At 68.3% G+C, this 19,592-nt stretch carries 17 protein-coding genes and 1 tRNA gene; 8 read left to right on the top strand and 10 right to left on the bottom strand.

Annotation, left to right across the window (positions count from 1 at the left end):
• Window positions 1–36 precede the first annotated feature (36 nt).
• The gene (locus U1F38_RS12485; RefSeq protein ID WP_409987396.1) at window positions 37–1,359 is read left to right on the top strand and encodes a sulfatase; all 1,323 of its coding nucleotides are present in this window, start codon (window positions 37–39) and stop codon (window positions 1,357–1,359) included.
• 197 nt (window positions 1,360–1,556) lie between these two features.
• Here U1F38_RS12485 and U1F38_RS12480 read toward each other — a convergent pair whose 3' ends face one another.
• Both U1F38_RS12480 and U1F38_RS12475 read right to left on the bottom strand, forming a co-directional pair.
• Window positions 1,557–3,005: a DEAD/DEAH box helicase gene (locus U1F38_RS12480; RefSeq protein WP_409987395.1), complete on the bottom strand. Its 1,449-nt coding sequence runs from the start codon at window positions 3,003–3,005 to the stop codon at window positions 1,557–1,559.
• An 84-nt stretch (window positions 3,006–3,089) separates the two neighbouring features.
• Window positions 3,090–3,959 carry a neutral zinc metallopeptidase gene (locus U1F38_RS12475; protein WP_409987394.1) on the bottom strand — a complete coding sequence of 290 codons (870 nt, stop codon included), beginning with the start codon at window positions 3,957–3,959 and terminating at the stop codon, window positions 3,090–3,092.
• 42 nt (window positions 3,960–4,001) lie between these two features.
• Between U1F38_RS12475 and pcp the strand changes: the two genes are divergently transcribed.
• From pcp to U1F38_RS12460, 3 genes are all read left to right on the top strand, one after another.
• Window positions 4,002–4,688, top strand: a complete 687-nt coding sequence (pcp, locus tag U1F38_RS12470) for a pyroglutamyl-peptidase I (protein WP_409987393.1) — start codon at window positions 4,002–4,004, stop codon at window positions 4,686–4,688.
• Window positions 4,688–5,593 carry a delta(1)-pyrroline-2-carboxylate reductase family protein gene (locus U1F38_RS12465; RefSeq protein WP_409987392.1) on the top strand — a complete coding sequence of 302 codons (906 nt, stop codon included), beginning with the start codon at window positions 4,688–4,690 and terminating at the stop codon, window positions 5,591–5,593. The genes pcp and U1F38_RS12465 overlap by 1 nt, the downstream gene beginning before the upstream one ends.
• A 145-nt stretch (window positions 5,594–5,738) precedes the next feature.
• Window positions 5,739–6,266 carry an REP-associated tyrosine transposase gene (locus tag U1F38_RS12460; protein WP_409987391.1) on the top strand — a complete coding sequence of 176 codons (528 nt, stop codon included), beginning with the start codon at window positions 5,739–5,741 and terminating at the stop codon, window positions 6,264–6,266.
• Window positions 6,267–6,439: 173 nt separating this feature from the next.
• Here the strand turns inward: U1F38_RS12460 and dcd are convergent, their stop codons facing one another.
• The 7 genes from dcd to U1F38_RS12425 all read right to left on the bottom strand — a co-directional run bounded on the left by dcd (window position 6,440) and on the right by U1F38_RS12425 (window position 14,367).
• Window positions 6,440–7,006 carry a dCTP deaminase gene (gene dcd / locus U1F38_RS12455; RefSeq protein ID WP_409987390.1) on the bottom strand — a complete coding sequence of 189 codons (567 nt, stop codon included), beginning with the start codon at window positions 7,004–7,006 and terminating at the stop codon, window positions 6,440–6,442.
• Window positions 7,007–7,085: 79 nt separating this feature from the next.
• Window positions 7,086–8,168: a BMP family ABC transporter substrate-binding protein gene (locus tag U1F38_RS12450; RefSeq protein ID WP_409987389.1), complete on the bottom strand. Its 1,083-nt coding sequence runs from the start codon at window positions 8,166–8,168 to the stop codon at window positions 7,086–7,088.
• Between the two features lie 73 nt (window positions 8,169–8,241).
• Window positions 8,242–9,297 carry an adenosine deaminase gene (locus tag U1F38_RS12445; protein WP_409987388.1) on the bottom strand — a complete coding sequence of 352 codons (1,056 nt, stop codon included), beginning with the start codon at window positions 9,295–9,297 and terminating at the stop codon, window positions 8,242–8,244.
• Window positions 9,298–9,422: 125 nt separating this feature from the next.
• Window positions 9,423–10,577 (bottom strand): BMP family ABC transporter substrate-binding protein, encoded by a 1,155-nt coding sequence (locus tag U1F38_RS12440; RefSeq protein WP_409987387.1) that lies wholly within the window; start codon window positions 10,575–10,577, stop codon window positions 9,423–9,425.
• A 217-nt stretch (window positions 10,578–10,794) separates the two neighbouring features.
• Window positions 10,795–11,715 carry an ABC transporter permease gene (locus tag U1F38_RS12435; protein ID WP_409987386.1) on the bottom strand — a complete coding sequence of 307 codons (921 nt, stop codon included), beginning with the start codon at window positions 11,713–11,715 and terminating at the stop codon, window positions 10,795–10,797.
• Window positions 11,715–12,788 (bottom strand): ABC transporter permease, encoded by a 1,074-nt coding sequence (locus U1F38_RS12430; protein WP_409987385.1) that lies wholly within the window; start codon window positions 12,786–12,788, stop codon window positions 11,715–11,717. The genes U1F38_RS12435 and U1F38_RS12430 overlap by 1 nt, the downstream gene beginning before the upstream one ends.
• Window positions 12,775–14,367, bottom strand: a complete 1,593-nt coding sequence (locus U1F38_RS12425; RefSeq protein ID WP_409987384.1) for an ABC transporter ATP-binding protein — start codon at window positions 14,365–14,367, stop codon at window positions 12,775–12,777. The genes U1F38_RS12430 and U1F38_RS12425 overlap by 14 nt, the downstream gene beginning before the upstream one ends.
• Window positions 14,368–14,541: 174 nt before the next feature.
• Between U1F38_RS12425 and U1F38_RS12420 the strand changes: the two genes are divergently transcribed.
• From U1F38_RS12420 to U1F38_RS12405, 4 genes are all read left to right on the top strand, one after another.
• On the top strand, window positions 14,542–15,168 hold the full coding sequence (locus U1F38_RS12420) for a mechanosensitive ion channel domain-containing protein (RefSeq protein WP_409987383.1): 627 nt from the start codon (window positions 14,542–14,544) through the stop codon (window positions 15,166–15,168).
• Window positions 15,169–15,304: 136 nt separating this feature from the next.
• The gene (locus U1F38_RS12415) at window positions 15,305–16,381 is read left to right on the top strand and encodes a patatin-like phospholipase family protein (RefSeq protein ID WP_409987382.1); all 1,077 of its coding nucleotides are present in this window, start codon (window positions 15,305–15,307) and stop codon (window positions 16,379–16,381) included.
• A 4-nt stretch (window positions 16,382–16,385) separates the two neighbouring features.
• Entirely contained in the window at window positions 16,386–17,852 is a 1,467-nt protein-coding gene (locus U1F38_RS12410) for a GntP family permease (RefSeq protein WP_409987381.1), read from the top strand.
• A 215-nt stretch (window positions 17,853–18,067) separates the two neighbouring features.
• Window positions 18,068–19,420, top strand: coding sequence for a phospholipase D family protein (locus tag U1F38_RS12405; protein ID WP_409987380.1), 1,353 nt, complete (start codon window positions 18,068–18,070; stop codon window positions 19,418–19,420).
• A 72-nt stretch (window positions 19,421–19,492) separates the two neighbouring features.
• On the opposite strand, the gene U1F38_RS12400 is transcribed toward U1F38_RS12405, so the two are convergent.
• Window positions 19,493–19,569: transfer RNA gene (locus U1F38_RS12400), tRNA-Met, on the bottom strand.
• Window positions 19,570–19,592: the final 23 nt, after the last annotated feature.

The raw sequence follows: 19,592 nt of genomic DNA, 5'->3' as shown, positions 1-19,592 counted from the left end.
CTGTTTGCGCTTGTCGTACAAGGGCCAGAGGTTGAAATGACCAAAAACCAACCCAACATCATCTACATCGTCGCCGACGACCTGGGCTATGCCGACCTGGGCTGCTACGGCGGGCGCGACGAGCCCTGGGGCCCCGTGTCGCCGGTGCTCGACGGCCTGGCGGCCGACGGCATCCGCTTCACCCAGGGCTACAGCAACTCGCCCGTGTGCTCGCCCACGCGCTTTGCGCTGATGACGGCGCGCTACCAGTACCGCCTGCGCGGCGCGGCCGAAGAGCCCATCAACAGCAAGAGCCGCGGCAGCACCGCGCTGGGCCTGCCGCCCGAGCACCCCACGCTGCCCTCGCTGTTGCGCGCCGCGGGTTACCGCACGGCGTTGATCGGCAAGTGGCACCTGGGTTTTGCGCCCCATTTCGGGCCGCTCAAGTCGGGCTATGAAGAAAGCTTTGGCCCGCTGGCCGGCGGGGTGGACTACTTCACGCATTGCGATTCCAGCGGCCGCCACGACCTGTGGGAAAACGACGTGGAGCACCACCAGGAGGGCTACCTGACCGACCTGCTGTCCCGGCGCACGGTCGAGTACGTCGAGCGCATGGCCGCGCAGGACGCGCCGTTTTTCGTCAGCCTGCACTACACCGCGCCGCATTGGCCGTGGGAGACGCGCGACGACGCCGCGCGCGCGCCCACCATCCGGGACAACCTGTTCGACCTGGCCGCGGGCAACATCCACGTCTATCGCCGCATGATCCACCACATGGACGAGGGCATCGGCCAGATCATGCAGGCGCTGCGCCGCACGGGCCAGGCGGACAACACCCTGGTCGTGTTCACCAGCGACAACGGCGGCGAGCGCTTTTCGGACAACTGGCCGCTGGTGGGCGGCAAGATGGATTTGACCGAAGGCGGCATCCGCGTGCCCTGGATCGCGCATTGGCCGGCCGTCATCCGCGCGGGCGGCGACAGCGCGCAACTGTGCATGACGATGGACTGGTCAGCCACCATGCTCGATGCGGCCGGCGTGGCTGCGCACCCCGACTATCCGCTGGACGGCGTGTCGCTGCTGCCCGTGCTGCGCGACGCCGCGCACGCGTTTGACCGCCCGCTGCACTTTCGCATGAACCACCGCGACCAGCGCGCGCTGCGCATGGGCGACTGGAAGTACCTGAAGGTGGACGACAACGAATACCTGTTCAACATCCCGCAGGATGAGCGCGAGCGCGCCAACCTGGCCAGGAAAGAGCCCGCGCGCCTGGATGCGATGCGCGCCGACTGGCTGGCCTGGAACGCCACCATGCCGCCCATCCCCGACGACGCCACGATCAGCCTGGGCTATTCCTACAAGGACATGCCCCAACGCTGAGGGGTGTTGCTGCCTCGCCCCTTTGGGGCTGAAGGCCGCGGCTCCGGTTGCGCCTGCGCGGAACTGGACGGCCAAAAGAGTGGTGGCGCCTCGCCGCCAACCCTCGGGCTGGGGTGAGGGGCAACGGCGCAGAGCGAATCACCGGCGCCAGGTGGTCCCCAAGTGCTGACAGCGCACGCCGTGCCGCGTCCCGCCGACTATTGCGAAACCGGCGCGGCAGCCTTGAGCAGCGCCGCCACCGTGCGCTTGGGCTTGATGTTGGCCGAGCGTCCGGTGCGCTGGCGCTGGGGCGTGTCCCAGGCGGGAGGCGCCTCGTCGGCCGCAGCCGGCGTGGCGCTGTAGGGCTGGCTGAAGAAGGGGTCTTGCGACTCGGCACGCGGCGCGGCGTGCGGCGTGCGGGTGCGCCGCTCGCTGCGCTCGCGCCGGGCGTCGTCGCGGCTGTCGCCGGTTTCGTCGCCCTGCCAGCGCCGGCGGCCATCGTTGGCGCGCCCGCGCGGGCGCTCGTCGTCGAACTCCAGGTGCTCCAGCTCGACCTTGGTCTTGAGCAGCTTTTCCAGCTCGCCCATCAGGCGCTGGTCGTGCTTGGTGACCAGGGTCACGGCCAGGCCCGATGCGCCGGCGCGGCCGGTGCGGCCGATGCGGTGCACGTAGTCCTCGGGGTTGAAGGGCACGTCGTAGTTGAAGACGGCCGGCACGTCCTTGATGTCCAGCCCGCGCGCGGCCACGTCGGTGGCCACCAGCAGATCGACCTCGCCGGCCTTGAAGGCCTCCAGCGACTTCAGGCGCTCGTCCTGGCTCTTGTCGCCGTGCAGGGCCGTGGTCTTCAGGCCGTCGCGCTCCAGCGCGCGCGCCAGCCGCGCCGTGCCCAGCTTGCTGTTGCAGAACACGAAGGCCTGGCGCAGCTGCTGGTCCTTCAGCACCTGGCGGATGGCGCGGCGCTTGTCGTCGTCGTCCAGCAGATAAAAGTGCTGATCGACGGTGGAGGCGGTGGCGTTGGGGCGCGCCACCTCGATGGTGATGGGGTTGCTCAGATAGCTTTCGGCCAGGCGCTTGATCTCGGGCGAGAAGGTGGCCGAAAACAGCAGCGTGGTGCGGCTTTTGGGCAGATGGCTCAGGATGCGCTGCAAGTCGGGCAGGAAGCCGATGTCGAGCATGCGGTCGGCTTCGTCCAGCACCACGTATTCCACCTGGTTCAGCACCGCGGTCTTGGCCTCGATGTGGTCCAGCAGGCGCCCGGGCGTGGCCACCAGCACCTCGACGCCCTGGCGCAGCTCGGCGGTCTGCGGCTTCATGTCCATGCCGCCAAAGACCACGGCGCTGCGCAGCTGCGTGTATTTGGCGTATTGCTTGACCTGGTCGGCCACCTGCACCGCCAGCTCGCGCGTGGGCAGCAGCACCAGCGCGCGCACCGGGTGGCGCGCCGGCGAGAGCGAGGCGGTTTCGTGCTTGAGCAGGCGCTGCAACAGCGGCAGCGAGAAGGCCGCCGTCTTGCCGGTGCCGGTCTGCGCGGCGCCCATCACGTCCTGGCCCGCCAGCACCACCGGAATGGCCTGCGCCTGGATGGGGGTCATGGTCTCGTAGCCCATGTCGGCCACGGCGCGCTTGAGGGGCTCGGCCAGCGCGAGATCGGAGTATTTGGTCGTCATTAACCTTCTATTGTCGCACTTTGACCCATTTGAAGTGCAACAAAGCATGACGCCGCCCCGGAACAGGGCAGCCCGCGCGTGACGTCAGAGGCCCTGCGCGTTGAAGGTGTCGCAAGCCTGCACGCTGCCCGTCTTGTAGCCCTGCGTGAACCAGCGCACGCGCTGGGCGCTGGAGCCGTGGGTGAAGCTGTCGGGCACGGCATAGCCCCGGCTGCGCTTTTGCAGCGTGTCGTCGCCGATCTGCTGGGCGGCGTTGATGGCCGACTCGATGTCGCCCGCGTCCAGCCACTGCTTGGCCTGCTGCGACTTGTTGGCCCAGATGCCGGCGTAGCAGTCGGCCTGCAATTCCAGGCGCACCGACAGCGCGTTTTGCTGCGCCTCGCTGATGCGCCCGCGCATGCCGTCCACCTTGCCGGTGATGCCCTGCAGGTTCTGGATGTGGTGGCCCACCTCGTGCGCGACCACGTAGGCGCGGGCAAACTCGCCCGGCACGCCGAGTTGGCGCGTCATGGTGTCGAAAAAGTCCATGTCCAGGTACACCTTCTGGTCGCCCGGGCAATAAAACGGCCCCATGGCCGACTGGCCGGTGCCGCAGGCCGTTGGCGTGGCGCCCCGGTACAGCACCAGCTTGGGCGCGGGGTAGCGCTGACCGGCCTGCTGGAAGATCTGGCTCCACACGTCCTCGGTGGAGGCCAGCACGACGGACACGAAGGCGGCGTTCTTGTCGTTGCTGGGCGGCGCGTGCGCCGGGCCCTGCTGCACCGGCGCCGGGCTGCCACCCGACAGCACGCCGATGGTGGTCAGCGGGTTGATGCCGAACACGCCCCAGCCGATCAGCGCCAGCACGATGGTGCCCACACCGATGCTGCGCCCGCCGATGCCAAAGCCGCCGCCACCGCTGCCGTCGCGGCGGTCTTCCACGTTGCTGGATTCGCGTTGGTCTTCCCATCTCATGCCTGGCTCCCGGTGCCGCGCGGCTTGCGCTAAATTGGCGTGATGGTAGCGCCATCGTCCTTTCGCCATCCGCCAAAAAAGCCCGTCGAATGCAAATCGGTGTTGCTGACCGGATTCGACCCGTTTGGCGGTGACCCGATCAACCCCAGCTGGCTGGCGGCCCAGCGCCTGCACCGACGCCAGATCGCCGGCCACCGGGTGGTGGCGGCGCAGTTGCCCACGCAGTTCGGCGCATCGCTCACGCGGCTGCGCGCACTGCTGGCCGAGCACCGGCCGGCGCTGGTGATCTGCCTGGGGCTGGCGGCCAGCCGCTCGGCGCTGTCGCTGGAGCGCGTGGCCATCAACGTGGATGACGCGCGCATTGCCGACAACGCCGGGGCGCAACCCATCGACCTGCCCGTGATCGCGGGTGCGCCGGCGGCGTATTTCACGCGCCTGCCCATCAAGGCCATGCACGCGGCCATCCAGTCGGCGGGCATCGCGGTGGAGGTGTCGCAAACCGCCGGCACCTTTGTCTGCAACCACGTCTTCTACGGGCTGATGCACCACCTGGCCAGCACGCGCGGCTTTGCGCGCACGCGCGGCGGTTTCATCCATGTGCCGCCACTGCCCGAACAGGCCGGGCACGGCATGCCGTTGGCGCAGATGGTGGACGGCCTGCGCATCGGTATTCGCACGGCGCTGACGGTGGCGCACGACGCGCGCCGCGGTGCGGGAGCAATCGACTGATGGCCACCACGCTGGACGCCCGCCAGACCGCCGAGCGCCTGCCCTGGCCCGCGCTGGTCGATGAGATCGAGGCGTTGCTGCAAGACCTGAGCGTGCGCGTGCCCGAGCGCATCGTCATGCCCACCGCGCACGGTGCCGTGTTGTTTGTCATGCCGGGCTGCGACGCGCGCGTGGCCATGACCAAGCTGATCAGCTTCACGCCCGCCAACGTGGGCAGCGCCACGCCCACCATCCAGGGCGACGTGACGGTGTTCGACGTCGCCAGCGGCACGCGCCGCCTCATCCTGGACGGCCCCACCATCACCGCCCGCCGCACCGCCGCCGTGTCGGCGCTGGGTGCGCGCTGGCTGGCGCCCGACACCGCCGGGCCCATGCTGATCGTCGGCGCCGGCGTGCAGGGGCGGGCGCATCTGGAGGTGTTTGCCCAGGTGCTGGGCGTGCGGCGTTTTCGCATTGCCTCGCGCAGCGCGGCCAGTGCCCAAACCCTGGTCGATCACGCGCAAGCGCTGGGTCTGCAAGCCGACGTGGTGCCCGACGCTGATGCCGTCCTGGCCGACTGCCCGCTCATCGTCACCTGCACGCCCGCCAGCGGCGTGGTGCTGCGTGCGCTGCCGCGTGTCGACGCCTTCATCGCGGCGGTGGGTGCCTTCACGCCGCAGATGGTCGAGCTGGCGCCCGGGCTGTGCCGCCACGTGGCGGCGTGCGGCCGCATCGTGGTGGACACGCGCGAGGCCGAGCACGAGGCGGGTGATCTGCTGCAGGCCGGCATCGACGTTGGGGCCTGCCCGAGCCTGGGCGACGTGGTGCGCGCCGGCCAGCGTGATGGGCGCGGGCCGGTGCTGTTCAAGAGCTGCGGCTGGGCGGGGTGGGATCTGGCGGCGGCGCGGTTGGCGATGCGGGAGTGATCCGCGTGAATGACGTTGTCTGAATTCGAACCGTCTCGAACCGTCGGAATCGCTTCGCGGTTCCGACCTACGAGGGCGGTGTTTTGCGGGTAGGTCGGAACCGCGAAGCGATTCCGACGAACAAACGTTCAACATCGAGCCGCCCATGCCCCGCTTCATCCGCGCCAACACACCGGGCGCCACGTGGTTCTTTACGGTCAATCTGCTGCAACGCCACGGCAACGACTTGCTGGTGCGGCACATCGACGTGTTGCGCGCGTGCGTGGCCGATGAGCGCGCGCGCCGGCCCTTTGCCATCCTGGCCTGGGTCGTGCTGCCCGAGCACATGCATTGGCTGTGGCGTTTGTCGCCGCAGGATGCCGATTTTTCAATCCGCTGGCGGCGCATCAAAACGGATTTCTCGAAAGCGCTGCCGGTGGCGGAGCCCCGCTCAGCCGTGCGACAGAAAACGGGCGAGCGCGGTATCTGGCAGCGGCGTTTTTGGGAGCATCAGATTCGGGACGACGCCGATCTGGCAAGGCACATGGACTACATCCACTACAACCCGGTCAAGCACGGTTGGGCCGAGACGCCGGTCGAGTGGCCGCATTCGAGTTTTGCTCAGCACGTAAGGCGCGGAACATACCCTGCCGATTGGGCGGCTGGGGAGGCGGTGGATGTGCGGGGGGAGTGAACCAACGACTTCGGAGTTGGCATCGTTGTCACCAAACCGTCGGAATCGCTTCGCGGTTCCGACCTACGAGGGCGGCTATTCCTGGGTAGGTCGGAACCGCGAAGCGATTCCGACGTGTGGCATCCAACGGGTCACGTCTTCGGCAGACGGTTCGACGGCTCGGCGCCAACGGGTCACGTCTTGGGCAAGGTCACCCCCACCTGCCCCTGGTACTTGCCGCCGCGGTCCTTGTAGCTGGTCTCGCAGACCTCGTCGCTCTCGAAGAACAACACCTGCGCGCAGCCCTCACCCGCATAGATCTTGGCTGGCAGCGGGGTGGTGTTGCTGAATTCGAGCGTCACATAGCCTTCCCACTCGGGCTCGAAGGGCGTGACGTTGACGATGATGCCGCAGCGCGCGTAGGTGCTTTTGCCCAGGCAGATGGTCAGCACGTTGCGCGGGATGCGGAAGTACTCGACCGTGCGCGCCAGCGCAAAGCTGTTGGGCGGGATGATGCAGCTGTCGCCATGGAAATCGACGAAGCTCTTTTCGTCGAAGTTCTTCGGATCCACCACGGTGCTGTGGATGTTGGTGAAGATCTTGAACTCGGGCGCGCAGCGGATGTCGTAGCCGTAGCTGCTGGTACCGTAGCTGACGATCTTGCGGCCATCGACCTGGCGCACCTGGCCGGGCTCGAAGGGCTCGATCATGCCGTGCTCCTGCGCCATGCGGCGGATCCACTTGTCGCTCTTGATGCTCATGACGCGTTACTCATCTATTGATAGCTGATTGCGCAAGATGGCCCAGCGCAAAGCCGGCATTTTGCCTTGAACCGCAGGCTCAGCGCGGCAGGCTGCCCTGCACGCCATCGACCAGGTAGTTCATCTTCAGGATCTCGGCGTCGCTGGCGCTCTGGCCCTGGGGCACCTGCAGCGCGCCGGTGTTGTCGGTGATGGGGCCGGCAAAGGGGCGCAGGCGGCCGGCGGCAATGTCTTTTTGCCGCGCCAGCACCTCGTCGCGCACGGCCGCGGGCACCTTGGGGCCGAAGGCCTCGATGCGCACCATGCCGTCCTTCACGCCGCCCCACGTGTCCATGCTTTTCCATGTGCCATCGCGCAACGCGCGCACGCGGGCCGTGTCGTAGGCGCCCCAGTGGTGGGTGACGGCGGCCAGTTGCGCGTGCGGCGCCACGCTGCGCATGTCGGAGTGGTAGGCGATGGCCAGCTTGCCGCGCTCCTCGGCCGCGCTCATGACGGCGGTGGACGCGCTGTTGAAGGCCAGCACGTCGGCGCCCTGGTCCATCAGGGTCATGGCGGCTTCGCGCTCGCGCGGCGGGTTGAACCATTCGTTCAGCCACACCAGCTTGACGGTGGCCGTGGGGTTGACGCTGCGCAGGCCCAGCGTGAAGGCGTTGATGCTTTGCAGGATCTCGGGGATGGGAAAGCCCGCCACGTAGCCGACCACGCCGGTCTTCGTCATGCGCCCGGCCGCGATGCCCGACAGGTAGCGTCCCTCGTAGTAGCGCGCGTTGGAGGTGGCGACATTGGGCGCGCGCTGCACGCAGGTCTGGCACTCGAAGCGCACGTGCGGGAACTCGCGCGCCACGCGCAGCACCGGCTCCATGTAGCCGAAGCTGGTGGTGAAAATGATGTCATTGCCCTGGCGCGCCAGGTCGCGGATCACGCGCTCGGCGTCGGGGCCCTCGGCCACGTTCTCGACATCGCTGGTCTTGACCGCTTCGCCCAGCGCCTGTTGCACCGCCTGGCGCGCCAGCTCGTGCTGGTGCGTCCAGCCGGTGGGCGTGATGGGCGTGACGTAAACCCAGGCGGCGCGCGTGGGCGGCTGGGCCGGCGCGGGCGATTGGGCGTGCAGGGGGGCAAAAAAACAGGCGGCCGCAAGCGCGGCCACGAGGTTTTTGTACATGGTTGTCCTCGACATGGCCCCGAGTGAATGAAGGCGCGGCGCCGTCGGGGCGGCAGCGCTGCGGAGGGTGATTTTACCGGGCCGCGTCGTGCGCGCGCTCGAAGCTCCCGTTCAATTGTTCAAGCCAGCGCTGCTTTTGTCCGGCCTCCGCAAAGCTGGCCTCGAAGCTGTTGGCCGCCAGTTGCCAAGCGGCGCGGGCGTCCATGCCGGTGGCCGCAAAAACGGCCTGAAAGTTGGCGTTGACGTAGCCGCCGAAGTAAGCCGGGTCATCGCTGTTGACCATGGCGCACATGCCGCCGTCCAGCAGGGCGGGCAGGCTGTGGCGCGACAGGTCGGGGAAGACTTGCAGCTTCTGGTTGGACAGCGGGCAGACGGTGAGCGGGATGCGCTCTTGCGCCAGGCGCTGCATCAGCGCGGTGTCGTTCACGGCCTGCACGCCGTGGTCGATGCGCTCGGCCTTCAGCACGTCCAGCGCAGCCCAGATGTAGGCGGGCGGCCCCTCTTCGCCGGCGTGGGCGACGATGTGCAGGCCCAGCTCGCGGCAGCGTGCAAACACGCGGGCAAACTTTTCGGGCGGGTGGCCCAGCTCGCTGGAGTCCAGCCCCACGCCGATGAATGCTTCGCGAAAGGGCAGGGCGTCTTCGAGGGTCTCGAACGCCTCGCGCTCGCTCAAGTGGCGCAAAAAGCACAGGATCAGCGCGCTCGTGATGCCCAGCTCGCGCCGGGCCTCTTCCTGCGCGCGCGCCAGCCCGCGGATCACCGTCTGCATCGCCACGCCGCGCGCGGTGTGCGTCTGGGGGTCGAAGAAAATTTCGGCGTGTACTACATTGTTTGCAGCAGCTTGCGCAAGGTAGGCGCGGGCCAGATCGTAAAAATCCTGCTCGGTCAGCAGTACGCCGGCGCCTTGGTAGTACAGGTCGAGAAAGCTTTGCAGGTCGCTGAAGTTGTAGGCCCGGCGCAGCGCCTGGCTGTCGGCGTAGGGCAGTGTGATGCCGTTGCGCGCGGCCAGGGCAAAGGCCATTTCGGGCTCCAGCGAGCCTTCGATGTGGATGTGCAGCTCGGCCTTTGGGGCTGCGGCCAGCAGGGCGGGCAAATGCGCGGGGGCGATGGGCGGGATCGATGCGGTCATGGGCATTCTCGGGGCGTGCCGGCGTGGCGGGTTGCCGCGTATCGGTGCAGCACAGTGTACGAACGGCGCGCAAAAAAAACGGCGGCAGGTTGGGCCTGCCGCCGCCTTGGCCAGGATGGCGCCGCTTACTTGGCGCCCGGCACCTTGCCTTCCACGCCCTTGACGAAGAAGTTGACGCCGCCCAGGAACTTGTCGTCGGCCACCTGGTCCTTGGCCAGGACTTCCTTGCCGTCGTTGTCGGCCAGCGGGCCCTTCCAGATGTGATAGGTGCCCGCCTTCAGGCCGGCCTTGACTTCGTCGAGCTTGGCCTTGGTCTCGGCCGGAACGTCGTCGGCCACCGACACCAGGTCGATCGCGCCTTCCTTGACGCCCCACCACTGGTTGGGGCCGGTCTTCCAGGTGCCGTCCAGCACTTCGGACACCGACTTCTTGTAGTAGGGCTCCCAGTTGATGACGGCCGAGCCCAGGTGCGCCTTGGGCCCGTAGGCGGTCATGTCGGAGTCCCAGCCGAAGGCGCGCTTGCCCATTGACTCGGCGGTCTTGAGCACCGAGGGCGAGTCGGTGTTCTGGAACAGCACGTCGGCGCCGCCGTTGATCAGCGAGGTGGCGGCCTCGGTCTCCTTGGGCGGGTTGTGCCACTCGTTGATCCACACCACCTTGGTCTTGATGTTGGGGTTGGTGAGCTGCGCGCCCAGCGTGAAGCTGTTGACGTTGCGCACCACCTCGGGGATCGGCACGGTGGCGACCACGCCCAGCACGTTGGACTTGGTCATGGCGCCGGCAATCACGCCGGCCATGTACGCGCCTTCATAGGTGCGGCTGTCGTAGGTGCGCAGGTTCTCGCTGGACTTGTAGCCCGTGGCGTGCTCGAACTTGACGCCCGGGTTGTCGGCGGCCACCTTCAGCATCGGCTCCATGAAGCCGAAGCTGGTGCCGAAGATCAGCTTGTTGCCCTGGGCCACCAGGTCGCGCGCCACGCGCTCGGTGTCGGCGCCCTCGGGCACGTTCTCGACAAAGCTGGTGATGATCTTGTCGCCGAATTCCTTTTGCACGGCCTTGCGCGCGTTGTCGTGCGCGTAGCTCCAGCCGCCGTCGCCCACCGGGCCGACGTAGATCCAGGCGGCCTTCAGCGGTTCAGCCGCGGCCGGTGCCGGAGCCGCGGTGGGCGCGGGCGCGGCGGCCGGCGCGGCTTCTTCCTTCTTGCCGCAGGCCACCAGGGCCAGGGCGGCAGCGGACAGCGCGGCTAGGCGCAAGGCGCTGCGTTTGTTCAGATCGATCATCAAGTTGCCTCCATGGATGGGCGGTGGGTAAAAAAGAGGATTCTATGAAGGCGCCGGACTCGACGACGTTGGCATCAACATGCCGCAGTCCCGAGGGCCGCGGAGCAGGCCATGCACGGGCACCCCTGCCCGGGGTCCCCCCGGTCAGTGGGTGCGCCCCCTCGCAGGGGGGAGACGAAACATCGCGAAGCGAGTGAAGGCTGGGGGTGAGCCATTTTCAGGACCCGGGATAGAACGGCTTGCCCAGCGACGCGGGCATGTTGACCCGGATCCAGGTCGGGTTGCGCGAGATCAGCGCCAGCACCACGATGGTGGCCAGGTAGGGCATGGCCGTCAGCAACTGGCTGGGGATTTGCACGCCCTGGCCCTGCAGGTAGAACTGCAGCATGGTCACGCCGCCGAACAGGTAGGCGCCCAGCAGCACGCGGGCCGGCCGCCAGGTGCCGAAGGTGGTCAGCGCCAGCGCGATCCAGCCCTTGCCGGCCACCATGCCCTCGACCCACAGCGGCGTGTAGATGATGGACAGGAAGGCGCCCGCCAGCCCGCACAGCGTGCCGCCGGCGACGACCGCCGCCAGCCGGATGCGCCGTACCGGGTAACCCAGCGCGTGCGCCGACTCGGGCGACTCGCCCACCGAGCGCAGCACCAGGCCGGCGCGGGTGCGATACAAGAACCAGATGAGGCCGACGCACAGCGCCATCGCCGCATACACCAGCGGGTGCTGGCGCAGCAGCGCCGGGCCGATGACGGGCAGGTCGCCCAGGCCCAGCCAGTTGAAGCGCGGGCGCTCGGGCATCTTGGCCTGCACGTAGCCGATGCCGGCAAAGGCCGACAGGCCCGCGCCGAACAGCGTCAGCGCCAGGCCCGAGGCATATTGGTTGGCGTTGAGCCAGATCACCAGCCAGCCAAAGGCCGCGGCCATCACGCTGCCGGCCGCCATGCCGGCGGCAAAGCCCAGCCAGTCGCTGCCGGTGTGGATGACGGTGGCAAAGCCGGCAATGGCCGCGCACAGCATCATGCCCTCGGCGCCCAGGTTGACGATGCCGGATTTTTCGTTGATGAGCAGGCCCAGGGCGGCCAGCGCCAGCACGGTGCCGGCGCTCAAGGTGCTGGCAAACAGCAGCGGGTAGGCGTCCATCAGTGGGCTCCCTGGCGCGCAGCGCTGCGCCGAATGCGGTAGTTCACCAGCGTGTCGCAGGCCATCAAAGAAAACAGCAGCAGCCCTTGGAACACGTCGGTCAGCGACTTGGGCAGACCCAGGCGCGACTGCGCCAGCTCGCCGCCGATGTAGAACATGCTCATCAGGATGGCGGCCAGCACCATGCCCAGCGGGTGCAGCCGCCCGACGAAGGCCACGATGATGGCGGCAAAGCCGTAGCCGGCGGGGATGTAGGGCGTGAGCTGGCCCACCGGGCCGGCCACCTCCAGCGCGCCGGCCAGGCCCGCCGCGCCGCCGGAGATCAGAAACGCCGTCCACAGCGCGCGGCGCGACGAAAAGCCGGCATAGCGCGCCGCCGCCGGCGCCAGCCCGCCCACCTGCAGGGCAAAGCCGCTGCGCGTGCGAAACAGGTACAGCCACAGCAGGCCCGCGCCCACCAGCGCGATGACCGCGCCGATGGTCACGCGCGAACCCTGCATCAGCCGCGGAATGCGCGTGACCGCCTCGAAGGTGCGCGTCTGCGGAAAGTTGTAGCCCGCCGGGTCCTTCCAGGGGCCGAACACCAGAAAGTTGAGCACCTGCACCGCCACGTACACCAGCATCAGGCTGACCAGGATCTCGCCCGCGTTGAAACGGTCGCGCAGCAAGGCGGTGATGGCCGCCCACAGCATGCCGCCCAGCACGCCGGCCAGCAGCACCGCCACCACGATCCAGCCGCCCGTGTCCTTGCCGGCCGTGAGCGCCACGCCGCCGGCAAAGATGGCGCCGATGATGTACTGGCCCTCGGCGCCGATGTTCCAGATGTTGGAGCGAAAGCACACCGCCAGGCCCAGGGCGATCAGCAGCAGCGGCGTGGCCTTGATGCCCAGCTCGCCCAGCGCGTAGGCCGACTTGATGGGCTCCCAGAAGAAGATCTGCAGGCCGCGCACCGGGTCCTTGCCCATCACGGTGAACAGCAGCACGCCCAGCACCACCGTGATGGCCAGCGCCAGCAGCGGCGAGGCCCAGGCCCACAGGCGCGACGGGGCGGGGCGCAGTTCAAGCCGCAGCATGGCTGTCCTCCGTGGCCACCTCGGCGCCGGGCCACAGCCCGCTCATCCACTGCCCGATCTGCTCGACCGTGGCCTCGCGCCGGCGCAGGCTGGGCGACAGCTGCCCCTTGGCAATCACGTGCAGGCGGTCACTCAGTTCAAACAATTCGTCCAGCTCCTCGCTGATCACCAGCACCGCACAGCCCGCATCGCGCAGGGCCAGGATTTCGGCGCGGATTTGCGCCGCCGCGCCCACGTCCACGCCCCAGGTGGGCTGCGAGACGATCAGCAGCGTGGGCTTGGCGTCGATCTCGCGGCCCATGATGTACTTTTGCAGGTTGCCGCCCGACAGCGAGCGCGCCGCCGCCAGCGGCCCGCTGGCCTTGACGCGAAAGCGCTCGATGATGCCGGCGGACTGCGCGCGCAGCGCCTTCACGCGCAGCCAGCCGCCGCGGCCCACGGCCTCGCGGCGCGTCAGCAGCAGGTTGTGCGCCAGGCTCATCTCGGGCACGGCGCCGCGGCCCAGGCGCTCCTCCGGCACAAAGTGCAGGCCCAGCGCGCGCCGGCGCATCGGCCGCAGTTGCCCCGCCGGCTTGCCTGCTATGGATATCGAAGCTGCCGGCGCGCGCCGATCCTCGCCCGACAGCGCAAACAGCAGCTCGCGCTGGCCGTTGCCCGACACCCCGGCGATGCCCACCACCTCGCCCGCGTGCACGTTCAGCGAGATGCCGTCCAGGTCCACGCCAAAGGGCGATTCGCGCGGCAGGCTCAGTTGCTTGACCGCCAGCACCACCGGGCCCGGTGTGCGCTCCACGTGGTCCAGCGGCGGCGGCTCGGCGCCGATCATCAGGCGCGACAGCGACGCGTTGGTCTCCTGCCGCGGATCGCACACGCCCGTCACGCGGCCGGCGCGCACCACCGTGCAGGCGGTGCACAGCGCGCGGATTTCGTGCAGCTTGTGGCTGATGTACAAAATGGAGCAGCCTTCGGCCGCCAGCTGGCGCAGCGTGACGAACAGCTTGTCGACCGCCTGCGGCGTCAGCACCGAGGTGGGCTCGTCCAGGATCAGCAGGCGCGGGCGCGTCAGCAGCGCGCGGATGATTTCCACCCGCTGCATCTCGCCCACGCCCAGGGTGTGCACCGGGCGCTGCGGGTCCACGTCCAGGCCATAGGCGCTGGCCGTGCTCTCGATGCGCCGCGTCACCTCGGCCAGCGTGAGCGACTTGTCCAGGCCCAGCCAGACGTTCTCGGCCACGCTGAGCGTCTCGAACAGGCTGAAGTGCTGAAACACCATGGCAATGCCCAGGTGGCGCGCCTGCTGCGGGTTGCGCACGGCCACCGGCTGGCCGTTGACGCGCACCTCGCCGCTGTCAGGCTTGACCGCGCCGTAGATGATCTTCATCAGCGTGCTCTTGCCGGCGCCGTTCTCGCCCAGCACGGCGTGCACCTCGCCCGGCTGCACGGTGAGCGCAATCTGGTCGTTGGCCAGCACGCCGGGATAGCGTTTGGTGATGCCGACGAGTTCGAGCCGGGGCGGTGTCGAGGGGGCGGTCACGGGCGGGTGGCGTGGGTTGGGTTGGGAGTCGGTGTGGCGCGCCATGTTACATGGCGCAGCTCCCTGGCGCGCATCGGGAAAACGCCGGGTTGGCCCCGGGCGGACTGTGCGATACTACGAAATTAGGAGCTTGTGGCGCAATCAATACGGGCGTCAGAGGCCATTTTGATCTTGAATCACCCCTCGGAGCACGCACCGGGGCACCGTCCGCTGCCGACCATGATCGAGCTCATCCGCCACTACCGCAGCCGTCTGCCCGACTGGGTGAAGGACTGGCTCGACGTCATCGTTCCCGGCGCGCAGATCGCGCTGATCGTGCTGCTGGCCTGGGCCCTGAACGGCCTTTTCAAGCACGCGCTGCATCGCCTGGAGCGGCACTACGGCCTGCCGCTCAAGCTGATGGTGCCGCTGCGCGGCATCGTGCGCTGGATCATCATCCTGGCCGCCGGCCTGCTGGTGCTGGGCCGCCTGGGCGTGTCGGGCGAAGTGCTGTGGACGGCCTTCACCGGCTTTGCCGCCGTCGGCGCGGTGGCCTTCTTTGCGGCCTGGAGCGTGCTGTCCAACCTGTTTTGCGCGCTGCTCATCATGACGGTGCAGCCGTTTCGCCTGGGCGACGACATCGAGGTGCTGGACACCGCCGAGAAGCCCGGCGCCAGGGGGCGGGTCAAGGACATCAACCTGCTCTACACCACGCTGGAAGAAGGCGAGGGCGAGCAGCGGCGGCTGCTGCAGATTCCCAATGCGCTGATCTTTCAGCGTGTGGTGCGGCGCTGGCCGGGCGTCGGGGCGGCGGCCAAGTCCAACCTGCCGGCCACTGGCATCCCCATGGATCGACCCGTGCCCTGACGCGCGGGGAGACATCGACCAGAACAAAAGCCAGTCCGGATGGATCGGCTTTTTTGCAACTGGCTGTGAATGAATCCCGGACTGCGGTGGCTGAAAATTGGTGGAAACTGTCGGCCACGCAGAAAGGATCGGGACCATGCCGCGCAACGCGTCTTCCACTTCCAGCGCCAAATCATCACCTCGCACGGCGCCGCCGTCGCGCGAGGTGATGGTCGATCTGGCCTTGCAGGGCGGCGGTTCGCACGGCGCTTTCACCTGGGGCGTGCTGGATCGGCTGCTGGATGAGCGCTGGCTGTGGCTGGATGGCATCTCCGGCACTTCGGCCGGAGCGATGAACGCCGCTGTCATGCTCAGTGGCTTGGAGCGCGGCGGCCGGGCCGACGCCCAGGCTTCGCTCGAAGCCTTCTGGCGCGCCGTCGCTGATGCGGCTCGGCTGTCGCCGCTGCAGCGCGGTCCGCTGGATGTGCTGCTGGGTCGCTGGTCACTCGACGCCTCGCCCATGTACCTGATGTTCGACCTGGCCGCGCGCCTGTGGTCGCCCTACGCGGTCAACCCGTTGGGGGGCAACCCGCTGGCCAGCCTGCTTGAAAAGCATGTGGACTTCGGGCGCCTGGCGGCTTCGCCCATCAAGCTGTTCGTGACCGCTACGCAGGTGCGTACCGGCCGAGGCCACGTGTTCACCAATGCGGAACTGAGCCCGGCCGTACTGCTGGCCTCGGCCTGCTTGCCGACCATGTTTCATGCGGTGGAGATCGATGGCGAGGCGTACTGGGACGGCGGCTTTGCCGGCAACCCCACGATCACGCCGCTGATTCGCCACTGCCGTTCGCAAGACACCATCCTGGTGCAGATCAACCCCATCGAGCGCCAGCAGGACAGGAAGGACGCGCAGTCCATCCTCAACCGCATCAACGAGATTTCGTTCAACGCGCCGCTGCTGAAAGAGCTGCGCATGATGGCGCTGCTGCGCCAGGTGGCGGACCCGGGTCACAGCGAGGGCCGACAGTGGGCGCACATGCGCATGCACCGCATCGGCACCGACGCCATCGAGAACCTGAGCGCTTCGTCCAAGATGCTCGCGGAGTGGCCCTTTCTTTGCATGCTGCGCGATGAAGGACGCCGCGCGGCCGAGGCCTTCCTGGCGGCGCACGGCGACGACCTGGGCCAGCGCTCGACGCTGGACCTGGACGCACTGCTGGACGAGGAGGTCTGACACCATGGGCTTCATTGGCATCCTGTTGGGGCTGGGCCTGCTGGTCTGGTTGTCGTACCGGGGCTGGAGCGTGCTGCTGCTGGCGCCCATCGCGGCCCTGGTGGCAGCGGGCTTCTCGCGCGAGCCGTTGCTCGCGCACTGGACCATTACCTTCATGGGCGCCGCTGCGGGCTTTGTCGCCCAGTACTTTCCGTTGTTTCTGCTGGGCGCCATCTTTGGCAAGCTGATGGACGACAGCGGCGCCGTGCAATCCATCGCGCGTGGCATGACGCAGTGGCTGGGACCCAAGCGCGCCATCTTGGCCGTGGTGCTGGCCGGGGCGCTGCTCACCTACGGCGGCGTCAGCCTGTTCGTGGCCTTCTTTGTCCTGGCGCCCATGGCACATGCGCTGTTTCGCGCGGCCAACCTGCCGCCCCGGCTGATGCCCGCGGCCATCGCATTGGGCACATCCACGTTCACCATGTCAGCCCTGCCGGGTTCGCCGGCCATCCAGAACGCGATCCCCATGCCGTTCTTTGGCACCACGGCCTTTGCCGCGCCGGGGCTGGGGCTGATTGCCGCGGCGGTGATGGCCGGCTTTGGCCTGTGGTGGTTGGGCCACTGCGAGAAGCAGGCCCGCGCGCGCGCCGAAGGCTATGTGGCGCCGGCGCAGCCCGGGGCTGACCCGAATGACGAGGTGTTGCGCGAGCGCGGCAGCACCGCCACGCACTTCGACCCGGCCGAGATGGCCCACGGCCGGCGACCCGCCGCCGATGCGGCTGCCGGCAGCGGACCCGGCGTGCTGCTGGCCCTGGTACCGCTGGGCGCCGTGGTCGTCGTGAACATGCTGGCCGGCCTGTGGGTGCTGCCGCGCGCCGACCTGGGCTACCTGGCCGAGCCGCGCTTCGGCGGCCTGCAGGTGCAACAAGTGGCGGGCGTGTGGGCGGTGTTGCTGGGGTTGGCTGCGGGGCTGTTGGCCTTGCTGCTGCTGCACCGCCAGCGTCTGCCCGACCTGCGCGCCAGTCTGGATGCGGGCGCCAACGCTGCCGTGCTGCCCGTGATGTCGGTGGCCAGTCTGGTGGGTTTTGGCGCGGTGGTGGCCGAGATGCCGGCCTTTGCCATGGTGCGCGACTGGGTCATGGGCATCAGCGCGGGGCCGCTGGTGTCGCTGGCGCTGTCCACCAACCTGCTCGCGGCGCTGACGGGCTCGGCCTCGGGCGGTCTCACCATCGCACTGGAGACGCTGGGGCCGGCTTTCATGGAGATCGCGCGCCAGGCGCAGATCGATCCCGCGTTGCTGCACCGCGTGGCGGTGATCGGTGCCGGGACGCTCGACAGCCTGCCGCACAACGGCGCCGTGGTGTCGCTGCTGGCCGTGTGCGGCTGCACGCACCGTGAGAGCTATCGCGACATCGTGATGGCCTCGATCGTCAGCGCCTTGCTGGCACTGACCGTGGTGGTGGTGCTGGGCACCTGGCTGGGCAGCTTCTGAGCATGCGGCGCTGGCTTGGGTGGACCTTCGCGGTGGCTGTCGCGCTGGTGGCGATGTCCCTGCTGTCTGTCGCGGCTTACGGCCGCTTTGCCAAGCGTGTCCAAGGCGTTCCTTCATACGCGTTGCCCCCCGGCGAAGCAGTCACGCCGTTGGATCGGCGCATCAACGCCCTCCTGGACAGCCCAGAGGGACGCGCGGGACACAGCGGGCTGGCCATGCTCTCGTCCAATCTCGACGCTTTCGCCGCGCGCGCCCTGTCGGCACGCGGCGCGGGGCGATCGCTGGACCTGATCTACTACATCTGGAAGCGCGACCTCACCGGCCGCCTGCTGATGGCCGAGGCTGTGGCTGCCGCCGACCGGGGCGTGCGTGTGCGCCTGCTGCTGGACGACATCGGCGCAGGCAGTCACGACCCCAGTCTGCTCGCGCTCGACGCGCATCCGCTGATCGAGGTGCGACTCTTCAACCCCACGCGGGCGCGCGCCGGCAACCTGCGGCGCGGTATCGAGATGGTGCTGCGGGCTTTCAGCATCACCCGGCGCATGCACAACAAGGCCTGGATTGCCGACGGGCGCGTGGCCATCGTGGGCGGCCGCAACGTGGGCGACGAATACTTCGGCGCGGGCGAACGCACCTTCTTTCGCGACCTGGATCTGCTCGCCCTGGGTCCCGTGGTGGACCAGACCGAGGGCATGTTCGACGCTTACTGGAACAGCCCCGCCGCCTTGCCCATCGCCGCCCTGGCGCGCGCCGAAGACCATGCGCTGGCCAATCTCAAGCACCAACTGCGACAACTGGCTGACAGCGACGAGGCTCGCCCCTACGTGGAGCGCGTGCGCCAGGGCGTGTCCCTGCCCGATCTGCTGACGTACCACCTGCACTGGTGCCCACAGGCCCGTTTGATCACCGATCCGCCCGAGAAGGTGTTTCGCAAGCAGGGCGACAACTGGCTCATGCACGAGCTGCTGCCCATTCTCGGCTCGGCGCGCGTGCGACTCGACATCACCTCACCGTACTTTGTGCCGGGCGAGCAGGGTACCGATGCCCTGGTGGCGCTGGCCGGCCGCGGCGTGGCCGTCTCGGTGCTTACCAATTCACTGGCTGCCACCGATGTGGCGGCCGTGCATGGCGGCTATGCGCCGTACCGGCCGCGCCTGCTGCAGGGCGGCGTGGCGCTGTTCGAGCTGCGGCCGTCCGCCGGAGCGGTGCGCTACTCGCTGTACGGCTCCAGCAGCGCCAGCCTGCACACCAAGGCCTTCACGGTGGACGACCGCGAGGGCTTCATCGGCTCGCTGAACTTCGACCCGCGTTCCTTCTCGCTCAACACCGAGATGGGCATCGTCTTCGACAGCCCGGCGTTGATCGCCGAGATGGGCAAGTTGTTCGCGCTGGAGACCGCGCCCGATTTCAGCTACCGCGTGCACTGGGATGCCGAGACAGGCCGATTGCGCTGGACGGCCAAGGAGGATGGGCAACTGATCCAGCTGGACCGCGAACCGGGCGCACCGCTGCTCAAGCGGTTGATCGCGCGCGTGGTGAGCTGGCTGCCGCTGGAGTCGCAGTTGTAGCTTCACCACGGAAATCCAAAGGGTCAGGAACGAAAAAAGCCAGCCCATCCAGGCTGGCTTTTTCGTACGACTTGGTGGTGGTAGGTGGAATCGAACCACCGACCTTGGGGTTATGAATCCCACGCTCTAACCGACTGAGCTATACCACCGAAAGCCCGCGATTATACGGTGA

This window comes from Ottowia sp. (genome assembly GCF_046348305.1).
Taxonomy (GTDB): domain Bacteria; phylum Pseudomonadota; class Gammaproteobacteria; order Burkholderiales; family Burkholderiaceae_C; genus Ottowia.
Note: the sequence above shows the minus strand (reverse complement) of the source record. Positions and strands in the feature narration are given on the sequence as shown.